This window comes from Amycolatopsis sp. NBC_01480, assembly GCF_036227205.1.
Lineage (GTDB): Bacteria > Actinomycetota > Actinomycetes > Mycobacteriales > Pseudonocardiaceae > Amycolatopsis.
In genome coordinates this window covers 9,625,020-9,638,173 of record NZ_CP109442.1, presented here as the reverse complement: position 1 = coordinate 9,638,173, position 13,154 = coordinate 9,625,020, and the positions used below count along the sequence as shown (strand labels likewise).

Below are 13,154 nucleotides of genomic sequence, written 5' to 3'. Positions count from 1 at the left end.
CGCAATCGTGTCGGTTTCTGGCTCGACCGGCCGGCGGGCGGGAACGTTGGCCTGGTCCGGAGCGGACACGAAAATGCCGAAGCACAAGGGGAAAACCATGGACACGGACGTACTGATCGTCGGCGCGGGCCCCACCGGACTGACGGTGGCCCACGAACTCCGCCTGGCCGGGGCCTCGGCCGTTGTCGTCGACAGGCTGTCGCGGGGGAGTGAGCTGTCCAAGGCCGGTGGCGTGCAATCCCGCACCCAGGAGGCGTTCGACCAGCGTGGCCTGCTGGAACCGTTGCTGGCCACCGGGAACCACCCGGCCGGCCTCGCCCACTTCGGCGGCATCCACCTCCCGCTCACGAAGGACCGGCACCGCTTTCCGTGGCGGTCCATCCCGCAGGTGGTCGTCGAAGGATTTCTCGAGAAAACCCTTGCGGGACAAGGAATCCACGTCCGTCGTGACCACGAGCTGACCGGCCTGGAGCAGGACGCCGACGGGGTTACCGCCTTCTTCGCCGACGGCACCGCGATCCGCGCTCGTTACCTCGTGGCCGCCGACGGCGGGCGCAGCACGGTCCGCTCGCTGCTGCGGGCCGAGTTCCCCGGTCAGGCCGGCACGTCGACCGTGATCGCCGCCGACCTCCGGCTCAGCGGGGTCGAGCAGACGATGACCCACCGCTGGAACGACGAGGGGGACTGGGTGCACCTGTTCCCGCTCGGCACCGACCCGGCCGGCCGGCCGATGCTCCGCCTCGCGATGGGCGGCCCGGGCCGGGCGCGGCCCCGCGAGGTCCCGATCACCGAGGACGAGATCCGCGACGGGCTGCGCGCGGTGTTCGGGCTCGGCGTGCGGCTGCTCGAACTGCGTTACGCCCGCCGGATCACCAACGCGGCCCGCCAGGCCGCGCAGTACCGGCACGGGCGGGTGTTCCTGGCCGGCGACGCCGCCCACGTCCACCTCCCGCTCGGCGCGCAAGGCATGAACACCGGGATCCAGGACGCGCTGAACCTGGGCTGGAAGCTCGGCGCCGCCGTGCGCGGCCAGGCCGCGGACGGCCTGCTCGACAGCTACCACGCGGAGCGGCACGCGGTCGGCGCGGCGGTGCTGCGCAACGTGCAGGCCCAGAGCCTGCTGATGGACTGGGAAGGCACCCGCGCCCCCGAGGTCACGGCCACTCGCGAGCTGTTCACCGCGCTGGCTAAGCTGCCGGAGGTCCAGCACCAGCTCGACGACCTGCTGTCCGGGATGGGCATCCGGTACACGCTGCCGGGCGTCGAAGGCCAGCCGCTCGCCGGGCTGCCCGCCCCTGACCTGGATCTTGTCCTCGACCGCGGCCCGGCCCGGGTGAACGAGCTGCTGCGCTCCGGCCGTGGCCTCCTGCTCGACCCGGCCGACGCGTTGGGCAAGGTCGCCGACCTCTGGTCCGACCGGGTCGACCGCGTGGTCGGCGGCACCGAGCCGATGCTGGTCCGGCCGGACGGGTACGTGGGCTGGGCCGGGGGCGTGGACAGCACTGGTGACGGGCTGGAGGCGGCGTTCGGGCGGTGGTTCGGCGAGCCCCTGCTTGCGATCCTAAGTGGACGGTGAGCTTCGGGCCCGCTTCGGATGCGGTCAAGGCCTCCTTACCGGCGTTGGATGCCGGCAAGGAGGCCTTGACGGCGTTGGACGCGGTGATGGGGGCCTTGACCGCGTTGGGCGCGGTGAAGGGGTCCTTGACCGCGTCCGGTGCAGCTGTGCACCTGGTCGTCGAGCAGGCCCTGGAGATCCTCGGACCTCCCCACCGGCGCGGAGATCTCGCTACGATCCGTAGCGAGGAGGACGCATGAGCTTCGACCGGGCACTGAAGAAGGTCAGCAACCGTCTCTCGGCGTACGAGCGAACCATGGCCGCCCAGGACGTCGCCCAGGCGGCGCGGGAGATCACCGATCCGGCCGCGCTCACGGAGGCGGCGAGACTGTGGTGGGAGGCGCAGCCCGCCGACGCCGCCCGGCTCAGCGGCCTCGAAGCCCGGCAGCTGGCGGAAGCCCAGCGGTGCCTGGGAAAACTGCACCTCTACCGGGCCACCGCGATGCCGTCCGGGCAGCTGAGCTACGAACTCGCCCAGGGCCTGGTGTACCTGGCGCCGATCGCGGATCGACCCGGTGCCGTGCCGCCCGCGTTCGAGCACCTGCTCGGTCCCGTCGCGGACCCGGACCAGCAGGGCGGCCTGGCCGCCGAAATGCTGGCGGCGGACGCGGGCACCGAGGACGGGCTGTTCGCCGACGCCGTGATCGTGTTGCTGACCGAGTCCGTGGCGGCCACTCCGCGGACCAGCGCCGGGTACGTCACGAGGCTGTCCAACCTCGGCGCCGCGCACCTGTCGAAGTACCACCGCATCGGCGACGACGCGGACCTCGACGCCGCGCACGAGCTGCTGGAGCGGACGGTCGCGGCCGCCGGGCCCGCGGACCGGAATCTGCCGCTGTACCAGTACAACCTGGGCAGCACCCGGCTGGAGAAGTACCTGCTCAGCCGGTCTCCGGCCGACGCGCTGGCCGCCGCCCGCCGGCTCGACCAGGCGCTGGACGGCCTGCCCCGCACCAGCGACGTGCGCCGGGACGTGATGTCCCGGGCCATGACCGCGCACCGGGCCTGCGCCGCCACCGTCGCCGACAACGCGGAACACCTGGAGCGCGCCATCGAGCTCTGCCGGCAGCTGCTCGAAACGGCGGGGGAGCGCACCGACGACCGCGCGAGCTTCCGGACCGAGCTCGGGGTCCTGTTCTTGCGGCGTTTCCTCGACGGCGGCCCGGACCGGGACCTGGACCTGGACCTGGCCATCGAGTCGCTCCGGGACGCGGTCGTGGCCACCCCGGAGGACCATCCCGAACGCGCGGAGCGCCTGTCCCGCCTCGGCGCCGCGCACCGGCGGCGGTACGAGGTCCGCCAGAGCGCGCAGGACCTGGAACTGGCCGTCGCGTGGGGCGAGCAGTCGGTCGCCGCGCACTGTGCCCGTCCCTCGGAACGGGCCGGGCACTACTCCAACGTCGGCCTGGCCTACCGCGAGCGCTACCAGTGGTTCGGCGAACCCGGCGACCTGGACCGCGCCGTGGCCTACGGCGAGGAGGCCGTCCGGATCCACCCGCCCGACGACCCGGACCGCGCGATCGCCCTGCACAACCTCGGCACCGCCTACCAACGCCGCTTCGACCGCACCAACGCCCCCGCCGACATCGACCTGGCCGTCGACGTCGCCGAGCAAGCCGTGGCCGCCACCCCCTCGGGCCACCCGATGCTCGCCGAACGCCTGGCAGGCCTCAGCCGCGCGTACGAAACACGCCACGCCCACAGCGGCGACCCGGCGGATCTCCTTCGCGCCCAACGGACCGGGAACGGGCAGCGGCCCTGAACACCGGTGCTCGAGCCCGCACAAGGGGAGACATTCCTGATGACGAAGACAACGCGGATCGCTGTGGTGACGGGAGCCGGACGGGGGATCGGGCCGGCGATAGTCCGGGCGCTCGCCGAAGACGGGTTCACGGTCGTCGCGGCCAGCCGCACCGTCACCGGCTCGCTGAAGGAGCTGACCCCGGACGTGATCGAGGCCGACCTCGGCCGGCCCGACGAGCCCGCGCGCGTGGTGCAGCACGCCCTCGACCAGCACGGCGGGATCGACCTGCTGGTCAACAACATCGCGGGCACCTCGACCCCGGCCGGCGGGTTCCTGCAGCTCGACGACGAGGCCTGGCTGCACACGTTCAACGTGACGTTCATGTCGAACGTCCGCGCCACGCGGGCCGCGCTGCCGAGCCTGCTCGAACGCCGTGGCGCGGTGGTGAACATCAGCTCTGTCAACGCGAGCTGCCCCAGCCGCGGCTGATCGCGCAATCCGCGGTCAAGGCCGCGGTGACGAACCTCGGCAAGGCGCTGGCCGAGGAGTTCGGCGGCCAGGGCCCGCGGGTGAACACCATCTCGCCCGGTCCGGTGTGGACCGACCTGTGGACCTCGGCCGGCGGACCCGGCGACCTGCTCGCCCGGCGCGCGGGCAGCGAGCTGGCGGAGTTCAAGGACCGGCTGCCGGCCAGCGTGGGCCTGTCCACCGGCGAATTCGCCGACCCGGCGGAAATCGCGGCGCTGGTGATGTTCCTGGCCTCCGGGAAGGTGGCCAACATGAGCGGCGCGGACCTGGTGATCGACGGCGGGATGATGAAGACGGTCTGAGCCGGATCACCGCACCGGAACCACCGCAGCAAGCAGCCGTCGTCCACCGGCGTCAGTCCCACTAACGGTGGACATCGTCGATGGTAACGGTGGATTCCTTGCCCTGCTTGGGAAAACCGATCTCTAATGGTCGTGGAAAGCACGGCGACAAGGGAGATCGATGTGATGCCTGACCGCGATGGGGCGGCCGGATGAGCGCGCCCGGGAGCCCGGAGCTGATCAGGCTGTTCACCACCTACACGTCCGATCCGGACAGCATCGGGCGGCACCTGGCCCGGTCGTTCGCGCAGAACACGCGGGACACGCCGCTGATCGTCGCGACCGGGGCGGACTTCGCGATCTACCCGGGTGGGGGCCGGCCGCCGGTGGTGGAGGGGTATCGGTTGTCGCCGCGGGGGTTCAAGGAGCTGACCGCCGTTTCGCACCTCGGGCCGGCCGTGGCGAGCCTGGTGTACCTGCGCGAGGTGCTGGGCGACGGCGGCTGGCGGGCCGACGCCGAGCGGCTGCTGGCCGAGGTCCGGAGCTGCCGCGCCACTGGCAGCGCCGAGCTGTGGCGCGACCGGATCGCCGTCGAGGCCTACCGGGGGCGGGAACAGCAGATCGCCGACCTGGTCGACTACTCCTGCGCCGTGACCGAGCGCTATCTGACCGCCGCGCTCGCCGACGAGCAGTACCTCACCGCGGAAACCCTGCGCACCGACTACCTCGAAGGCGGCGGCGACGTCGAGCTTCCGGTGCCGGTCAACCACATGATGGTCGCGACGTTTTTCCTGGCCGGCCTCGACATCAGCTTCCGGATCGGCCGCTGGCTGCGCGCGCAGCAGATCGACTGGGCCGAGGCGATGGTCGTCATCGCCGGCAAGCAGGGCCGCGCCACCGCGGGCGTCACCTGGACGACCAGCAGCGTGGCGACGCTGATCCTCGGCGCCTCGGAGGACAAGCTGCCGCTGGAGCGGATGTACCTCGCCCCGCACGCCCCGACCTTCCCCACCCCGGTCGACGGCGACCTGTCCGAGGTCATCGCCCTGGAGGAACCCCTGCGCGGCCTGTGGTGCGCCACCCGCGCGACCGTGGAGCTCGGCGGGCTGATGTTCGACGGCTACCCCCGCTACAGCCCGTCCGGCGTGCTCTTCCCGGACGTCGCCGACCCGGCGGTCACCGAGGTGGGCGAGATGCCGGTGGTCCGGTCCGCCGCGGACCTGCGGGCGCTGGTCACCCGCCTGCGCGTGGTGATGGAGGACCCGCGCCAGCTGCTGTCCGGCGCGGTGGTCGACGTGGCCGTGGCGGCGCTGGCAGAAGCGGGCTGGGACCCCACGCGCGTGGACGTGCCGGGCCTCACCGGCGTCTGCTACCCGACCGGCCGCTGAAGGGGGTGAAGGACATGGAACAACCACGCCACAACGCTTTCCTCGACCGTCTCACCGACGGCGAGCTGACCCTGATGCTGGCCATCCGCGGCGCGCGCAGCACCGAGATCGTGCACCTCGCCGCCACCACCGGGCACCACTGCGTCATGGTCGACCTCGAGCACTCCACGATGTCCGCGGACACCGCGGTGGCGATGAGCCTCGCCGCCGCCCAGCTCGGCCTGATGGACTTCGTCCGGATCCCCGAGCGGGAATACGGTTTGATCGGCCGGCTGCTCGACGGCGGCGCGAACGGCATCATCGCCCCGCGGATCGAGACCGCCGCGCAGGCCCTGGACGTCGCGCGGGCCTGCCGCTTCCCGCCGCACGGCTCGCGCTCGCAGACCGCGATGGTGCCGCAGTTCGGCATGCGGCCGATCCCCGCCGCGCAGCTCAATCCCGCGCTCGACGAGCGCGTGGTGGTGCAGATCCTGATCGAGACCCCGGCCGGGGTCGCCGCCGCCGACGAGATCGCGGCGGTCGACGGAGCCGACCTGATTGCCTTCGGCGCCAACGATTTCACCGCCGAGCTGGGTGTCCCCGGCCAGTACGGCGATCCCCGCGTGCGGGCCGCGGTGGCCGAACTGGCCGACGCCTGCCGCCGGCACGGCAAACCCCTGATGGTCGGCGGCATCGGCGACCCGGCGCTGCTGACGGAATTCCTGAAACTGGGCGCCGCCCCGCTGATCATGACGGGCAACGACAACGGCCTGCTCCACCAAGCCGCGCTGGCCCGCGCCGAGCAGCTCACCCAGGCACTCGGCCCGACCGGATAGGACGCCCATGCCCCCCGAATTCGCCCACACCCTGCCGATGCGGCCGGCCGCCACCGTCACGCAGCCGCGCTACCGGATGCCCGGACTCGCCTGCGACACCCACTTCCACGTGTTCGAGCCCGGCTACCCGGCCGTGGCGAAGCCGCTGTACACCTTCCCCGACGCGACGATCGACGCCTACCTCCAGCTCACCGAGCGGCTGGGCATCTCGCGGATGGTCCTGGTCCAGCCGACCTACTACGGCACGGACAACCGCCTCCTGCTCGACGCGATGCGCAAGATCGGCCCGCGGTGCCGGGGCGTGGCGCGGGTCGAGGACACCACGACCGACGCCGAACTCGACCGCCTGCACGAGGCCGGCGTGCGCGCCCTGCGGCTCGACCTGTTCGCGCGGGCGGACTGGCCGGTCGAGGACCTGATCGGCTACGTGCGCGCGATGGCCGGGCGGACCCGCCCCCGCGGCTGGCACCTCCAGTTCTACAGCCCGGGCCTGGTGGTCCGGAGCCTGCTGCCGTTCCTGGCCGATTTCGAGGACGTGTTCGTGATCGACCACATGGGCTACATGAAGACCTCGGACGGGCTGACCGACGCCGACACCGCCCGGCTGCTCGGTTTGCTCAAGGGCGGCAACGGTTATCTCAAGCTGTCCGGGCCGTACCGCATCGCCCAGGACCAGCCGCTGTCCACTGTGGACCCCCTGGGCCGGGCGCTGGTCGCGGCGCGGCCCGACCGGCTGATCTGGGGCTCGGACTGGCCGCACCTGCCCAACGGCCGGCGCGACACCGGCGAACTGCTCAACCAGCTGGCGGACTGGGCGCCGGACGAGGCCGACCGGGCCGAGATCCTCGTCCACGCCCCGGAAAAGCTGTTCTACTCCGAGTGATCACGCGAGAGGCGGTGAAGAGAGTGCGCCTAACCGAGAGTGCCGACGCCGGCCAGGATGAGGTCGACCCCGGCCAGGAACTGGTCGCGGTCGTCGTGCTCGACCAGCTGCTTCGCGATCCGATGCACAAACGGGTACTGCGCCGGGTCGAGCCGCACCCACTGGTCGACGACGCCGGAAAGGAAGGCGGTCCGGTCCGTCCCGGGCGGGACCAGCCGGGCGTTCGCGGCGTTCTGCCCGGCGACGCCGAGCGCGTAGTTCACCAGCGCGGACGCGGCGCCGAACTGCGCCGGTCCGGGCACGCCGAGCGCCATGAGCTGGCCGCCGATGCCTTCGAACAGCTGCAGCATGGCGAACTGCCACGGCTCCCCGGCGAGCTGGGCGCCCACCCACGGATGCGCGTCGATCGCGTCGAACAGGCCCAGCGCCATGGTGCGGATCGCCTCGCGCGGCTCGGTGCCGGCGGGCACGTCGGTCATCACCTGGCCGATCACGTGGCTGGTGGCCGCCGCGAGCAGGTCGCCCTTGTTCTCGACGTGCCAGTAGATCGCCCCGGGCCCGGTGGCCAGGCGCCGGGTGAGCGCGCGGAAGGTCAGCGCGCGCTCGCCGTCGGCGTCGAGGATCCCGATCGCCGCCTCGACGATCCGCTCCTTCGACAGGGCGTCCGCGCGCCGTTCGGTGCGCTGCTTGCTGGTCGCCATGGGCTCCGTCCTGACCTGGCTGGAACTTTGTTCCAACAATACGCATGAAGAGAGGGGAGTGCGGCACGGTGTCACCGGTTTTGACCGAACGCTTCCGCTTGGCGACCTCCGGGGCGCGCGCGGTCGAGTCGTTCGACCTGGACGGGTTCTCCTACCTGGCCATCCCGCAACTGGCGCTCGACGCCCCCGGCACCCCCGCGGGCATGAACGGCGGCGACAGCGACACGGACCTGCTCCTGCTGCGCCGGGAAGACGTCGGGGACGGCGAATACGCCGAGTACCAGCGGATCCCGGCGCCCGGCGGCGAGGACGCGGAGTTCTTCACCATCAAGGGCCGCGCCTACCTGGCGGTCGCCAGCATCCGCTCCGGGCACGGGCCGTACGAGTACGAGACCGATTCGTTCGTGCACCGCTGGAACGGAGAGGCCTTCGAGCCGTTCCAGCTCTTCCCGGGCTTCGCCGCGAAACAGTGGCGCCACTTCGTCATCGGCGACCGGCATTTCCTCGCGCTCGCCCAAGGCGTCGCCCTGCCGCACCTGCAGGAGCGCAACCGGCCCTCGGTGATCTTCGAGTGGAGCGGCGGCCGGTTCGTGCCGTTCCAGGAGATCCCGTCGGCCTGGGCCTACAACTGGCACCACTTCACCGCCGGGGGAGCGCACTACCTGGCGCACGCGGACCACGTCCGGCCGGCCGTGCTCTACCGCTGGGACGGCGAGGGTTTCGTCCGGCACCAGGAGCTGGTCGAGAGCGGCAGCCGAGCCTTCGCGACGTTCTCCGCGTCCGGGCAGCTGTTCCTGGCTTGCGCCGTGCTGGACGCGGACTCCCGGCTGCTGCGCTGGGAAGGCGATCACTTCGAACCGCACCAGGTGCTGACCGGCACCGGGGCCCGCGAGTTCGCCGTGGTGGAGCACGAAGGCAGCACCCACCTGGTGCGGGTCAACTTCATCCGCGGCTCGCGCGAAGAACCCGTCACCGCCCTGGAGTCGCAGGTTTACCGGTGGGACGGCGATCAGCTCGTCGAGATCGGCCGGTTCCCCACGGCGGGCGGGACGGACGTGACGGTCGTCGAGCGGGACGGGGAGCAGCTGCTGATCGTCTCGAACAGCCTGACGCCCGACGCGCGTTTCCGCACCGATTCGTGCGCCTACTCGTGGTGACGGGTCAGCCGCGCACCCGCGCCGTGGACCCCAGCGCGTTCCCGATCACGCGGAAGGCGCGGGCCACGTCGGCGCACTGCCGATCGGTCAGCGTCGCGATGGCCTCGCCTTCGAGCACCAGGCGGCGGGGCATGACCTCGTCGACCGCGGCCGCCCCCTGCTCGCTGATCGTGACCAGCGCGCTGCGCTTGTCCGCCGGGTTCGCCACCCGCTGGACCAGCCCGCGCTGCTCCAGCTTGGTCAGGGTCTTGCTGAGCGCGGCCGCGGACTTGTCCATGGTCTGGGCCAGCCGCCGGGCGATCACCGGGGACGGCGCGTGGCGCAGGTGGAACAGCACGTCGAACTCGGCCGAGCTGATCGGCGAGGTCTCGAAGACCGGTTCGAGCAGCAGTTCGAGCATGGCGTGGGCGCGTTTGAGCCCGCCGAACAAGGTCATCGAGGCCAGGTCGAGATCGGGGCGCGCCGCTCGCCACTGATCCCAGGTGATCGCGGCTGCGTCGCCGTCCGCCATGGTCAGCTCATTTCGTCAACTAGTAGACTACCCATCTACTATAGCGGGTCCGCGTGGCTCAGGAGCGGGCACGGTTCGAAGGAGAACACATGCCCCAGAACAGAACCGCCGGCCGGCTGGCCCGGACCGTGGACCGCGTCCAGGGCAAGCTGATGGGCCTGGAGCCGGTCCGCAACCGGTACACCGTCGAGCGCGGCCTCGAAGTGTCCACACGAGACGGCGCCGTCCTGGTGACCGACCACTACGCGCCGGTGGGCGACGCGCTGGGCACAGTGCTCGTCCGGTCGCCGTACGGCCGGGGAGTGCCGGAAAGCCTGTTCCACGGCCGGATGCTGGCCGGGCGCGGGTACCACGTGGTGGTGCAGAGCGTGCGGGGCACCGGCGGCTCGACCGGGCCGTTCCGGCCGATCGCCCAGGAACCCGCGGACGCCCAGGACGCGGTGGCCTGGCTGCGGGAGCAGTCCTGGTTCGACGGCCGGCTGGCCACCTTGGGCGGCTCCTACCTCGGCTGGACGCAGTGGGCGCTGCTCCAGGACCCGCCACCCGAACTGCGCGCGTGTGTTGTCCTGGTGGGGCCGCACGACTTCGCCCGGGCCGTCCGCGGCGGCGGGGCCCTGGCGCTGGCCGACTTCCTGGGCTGGAGCGCGGCGGTCGAGGCGCAGGGGACCGGCGGGCTCCGCGGCCTGCGTGAGATGGTCGCCGCGCGCCGGCGGACGGCGGCCGCGCTCAGCCGCCCGTCCTCGGCCGCCGATGCCGCGGCGGCCGCGTTGAACGGGCGCGGCGCGTGGTTTTCCGAGTGGCTGGCCCACGACGACCTCCAGGACCCGTTCTGGGACTCGTACCGCGCCACGTCCGTGCTGGCCGGCGTCACCGTCCCGACCCTGCTGATCGGCGGGTGGCGCGACGTTTTCCTCGACCAGACGATGGAGCAGTACGCCACGCTTTCGGCGCACAATCCCGAGGTCGCCCTGACCGTGGGGCCGTGGACCCACCTCGACACGGCGGTCAAGGCCGCGAAGGTGACCGACGCGGACGCACTGGCCTGGTTCGACTGCCACCTCGGGAAAACCGGCGCGCGCCGGGACTCGAAGGTCCGGGTGTACGTCACCGGCGCCGACGAGTGGCGCAGCCTGCCGAGCTGGCCGCCGGAAACCGTCGACTGGACGCTGTACCCGAACGTGGACGGCTCGCTTCCCGAGACGCGCGCCGAAGGCCCGAGCGAGTCGCGGCTGGTCGAATTTCATTACGATCCCGCCGATCCCACCCCCTCGGTGGGCGGGAACCACATGTCGGCCGGGGCGGGCAGCGTCGACAACCGCGAGCTGGAAGCGCGGGCGGACGTGATCACCTTCACCTCGGCCCCGCTGCCGAAGGACGTGGAGGTGTTCGGCCCGGCGCGGCTGCACCTGGCCCTGCACGGCCACACCGCGGACAACGGCGTCTTCGTGCGGGTGTGCGATGTGGACACTCGCGGCCGGTCGTGGAACATTTCCGAGGCTTTCCGCCGGTCCGACAGTGCCACCGACGACGGTGTGGCCGAGCTGGACCTCGAGACCAGCCCGTGCGCCCATCGTTTCCCTGCCGGTGGGCGCGCTCGCCGTGGTGGCGGCGCTCGCCGTCGCCGAGTGTTCGGGCGGCTCGACCGGGGCTTCCCCCAGCGCGCCGGCGCCCAGCCCGTCCACTGCCTCGGCCACCTGCCCGAGCAGCCTGGCGCCGGCCAACCCGCCCGCCCCGGCCGGGGCCGCGGCCGGGGCGGCTCCCCAGGTGAAGCTGGTGGTCCCGGTCGACACCAGCACCAGCACGGTGCTCAAGCCGGACCCGGCCCAGCAGCTCCAGTGCGGGAAGGTCCAGGTGGACACCAAGAGCGACGTCGCGTTCGCCGCGCCGAAGCTCGCCAACGGCCAGGCCAAGCAGCTCCTGATGGACATCCAGGTGCCGCAGACCCCGGGGCCGAAGCCGCTGGTCGTCTACGTGCCCGGCGGCGGTTTCGTCCAGGACGACAAGCAGGGCAACCTCCCGCTGCGCACCTACGCCGCGGACGCCGGGTTCGTCGTCGCGAGCATCCAGTACCGGGTGCAGCCCGACGGCGCGACGTACGCCGACAGCATCGCCGACGTGAAGTCGGCCATCCGGTACCTGCGGGCGCACGCATCGGACTACCAGATCGACCCGGGCAAGGTGGGCGTCTGGGGCGACTCGGCCGGCGGCTACCTGGTCGCGATGGTCGGGGTGACCAACGGCGACAAGCAGTACGACCTCGGGGAGAACCTCGACCAGAGCAGTGACGTGCAGGCCGTGGTCGACAAGTTCGGCGCCTCCGACCTGTCCAAGCTGGAGTCGGACTACGACGCCGCGTCCCAGCAGGCGGCGGCCGGGCTGATGACGGTGGTGGGCAAGTACGTGAACGGGCCGGCCAGCACCCAGCCGGCCTCGGCCACCCCGGCGACCGTCGCCGCGGCCAACCCGATCACCCACATCAAGCCGACCGATCCGCCGTTCGTGATCTTCCACGGCAGCGCGGACACGCTGATCTCGCCGAGCCAGACCCTCATGCTGCAGAACGCGCTGAAGGCGGCCGGGGTGCAGAGCACCCGGTACGTGGTCGAGGGCGCCGGGCACGGCGACCTGTCCTTCACCGGGGACACCAAGAGCGCGCTGCAGTGGACGTCCGCGAACGTCGCCGCGCCGTTGCTCGACTTCCTCAACCAGAGCCTGAAGGGCTGAGCCGAGCGGTGCCCGCCTCAAAGCTCGTGAGTGTTCAGGACGGTTAGAACCGTCATAGCCACTCACGAGCGGGTGAGGGGCAGCTGTGGTCCCGGGCCGCTGAAAGTTCTTTGGCGGTCAGAGGGTTGCCGCGGCCTGCTTGACGAGGTCGGCGACGCGGCCCGGCTGCGACTCGTAGATCGCGTGGCTGCCGGGCACCTCCACCACGGTGGCCCCGGCCCGCTCGGCCATCGCGCGCTGGGCCGCCGGCGGGATCATCCGGTCCTCGGTGACGACCAGGTACCAGGTGGGCTTGACCCGCCAGGCCGGCTCGGCCACGACCCCGGCCAATGCCTCGACGCCCCACGGAACCTGCGCGTCGGCGAGGAACGCCGCGCGGTCCGCGGGCAGGTCCCCGGCGAACGACTCGGCGAACTTCTCCCGGTCCAGGAACAGGAAGCCCTCCTGCGGCGGCAGGATCGGCGGCACCGGGGCGCCCGGCGGCGGGTCGGCGAGCAGGGTGTTCACCGACTCGCCCTTGTCGGGGGCGAAGGCGGTGAGGTAGACGAGCGCGGCGACGTTCTCGTGCGTGCCCGCCTCGCTGATGACGGCGCCGCCGTAGGAGTGCCCGACCAGGACGGTCGGCCCGTCCTGCCGGTCGAGGATCCGCCGGGCGGCCGCCGCGTCGCCCTCGAGCGAGAGCGTCGGGTTCTGCACGATGCTGACTCTGAAGCCGTCCGTCGTGAGCAGGTTGTACAGCTGCTGCCAGCCACCGCCGTCGACGAAGCCGCCGTGGACGAGTACGACGTTCGGGGTGCGTTCGGTCAT

Annotated in this window: 12 protein-coding genes and 1 pseudogene; 10 read left to right on the top strand and 3 right to left on the bottom strand. The window is 72.0% G+C overall.

From position 1 onward, the window contains the following. The first annotated feature begins 97 nt into the window (after positions 1-97). The 7 genes from OG371_RS44805 (at position 98) to OG371_RS44775 (ending at position 7,254) form a co-directional block, all read left to right on the top strand. Positions 98-1,576 (top strand): FAD-dependent monooxygenase, encoded by a 1,479-nt coding sequence (locus OG371_RS44805; protein ID WP_329063433.1) that lies wholly within the window; start codon positions 98-100, stop codon positions 1,574-1,576. Between the two features lie 235 nt (positions 1,577-1,811). Then, positions 1,812-3,377, top strand: a complete 1,566-nt coding sequence (locus tag OG371_RS44800; protein ID WP_329063431.1) for a tetratricopeptide repeat protein — start codon at positions 1,812-1,814, stop codon at positions 3,375-3,377. A gap of 39 nt (positions 3,378-3,416) precedes the next feature. Beyond that, positions 3,417-3,848 (top strand): SDR family NAD(P)-dependent oxidoreductase, encoded by a 432-nt coding sequence (locus OG371_RS44795; RefSeq protein WP_329063430.1) that lies wholly within the window; start codon positions 3,417-3,419, stop codon positions 3,846-3,848. Positions 3,849-3,874: 26 nt separating this feature from the next. Continuing rightward, the gene (locus OG371_RS44790) at positions 3,875-4,189 is read left to right on the top strand and encodes an SDR family oxidoreductase (protein ID WP_329063427.1); all 315 of its coding nucleotides are present in this window, start codon (positions 3,875-3,877) and stop codon (positions 4,187-4,189) included. A 191-nt stretch (positions 4,190-4,380) separates the two neighbouring features. Further along, the gene (locus OG371_RS44785; RefSeq protein WP_329063425.1) at positions 4,381-5,556 is read left to right on the top strand and encodes a DUF5624 domain-containing protein; all 1,176 of its coding nucleotides are present in this window, start codon (positions 4,381-4,383) and stop codon (positions 5,554-5,556) included. 14 nt (positions 5,557-5,570) lie between these two features. Continuing rightward, positions 5,571-6,371, top strand: a complete 801-nt coding sequence (locus OG371_RS44780) for an HpcH/HpaI aldolase family protein (protein WP_329063423.1) — start codon at positions 5,571-5,573, stop codon at positions 6,369-6,371. A gap of 7 nt (positions 6,372-6,378) precedes the next feature. Continuing rightward, on the top strand, positions 6,379-7,254 hold the full coding sequence (locus tag OG371_RS44775) for an amidohydrolase family protein (protein ID WP_329063421.1): 876 nt from the start codon (positions 6,379-6,381) through the stop codon (positions 7,252-7,254). A 29-nt stretch (positions 7,255-7,283) separates the two neighbouring features. Here the strand turns inward: OG371_RS44775 and OG371_RS44770 are convergent, their stop codons facing one another. After that, entirely contained in the window at positions 7,284-7,955 is a 672-nt protein-coding gene (locus tag OG371_RS44770; protein WP_329063419.1) for a TetR/AcrR family transcriptional regulator, read from the bottom strand. A gap of 80 nt (positions 7,956-8,035) precedes the next feature. Between OG371_RS44770 and OG371_RS44765 the strand changes: the two genes are divergently transcribed. Next, positions 8,036-9,112 carry a hypothetical protein gene (locus OG371_RS44765; RefSeq protein WP_329063417.1) on the top strand — a complete coding sequence of 359 codons (1,077 nt, stop codon included), beginning with the start codon at positions 8,036-8,038 and terminating at the stop codon, positions 9,110-9,112. A gap of 4 nt (positions 9,113-9,116) precedes the next feature. Here OG371_RS44765 and OG371_RS44760 read toward each other — a convergent pair whose 3' ends face one another. Next, entirely contained in the window at positions 9,117-9,623 is a 507-nt protein-coding gene (locus tag OG371_RS44760) for a MarR family winged helix-turn-helix transcriptional regulator (protein WP_329063415.1), read from the bottom strand. 89 nt (positions 9,624-9,712) lie between these two features. Between OG371_RS44760 and OG371_RS44755 the strand changes: the two are divergent. Next, positions 9,713-11,155 (top strand): annotated as a pseudogene (locus OG371_RS44755) (CocE/NonD family hydrolase); the annotation flags it as partial. 52 nt (positions 11,156-11,207) lie between these two features. Next, positions 11,208-12,347, top strand: coding sequence for an alpha/beta hydrolase (locus OG371_RS44750; protein ID WP_329063413.1), 1,140 nt, complete (start codon positions 11,208-11,210; stop codon positions 12,345-12,347). A 117-nt stretch (positions 12,348-12,464) separates the two neighbouring features. Here OG371_RS44750 and OG371_RS44745 read toward each other — a convergent pair whose 3' ends face one another. Continuing rightward, positions 12,465-13,154: an alpha/beta fold hydrolase gene (locus OG371_RS44745; protein WP_329063412.1), complete on the bottom strand. Its 690-nt coding sequence runs from the start codon at positions 13,152-13,154 to the stop codon at positions 12,465-12,467.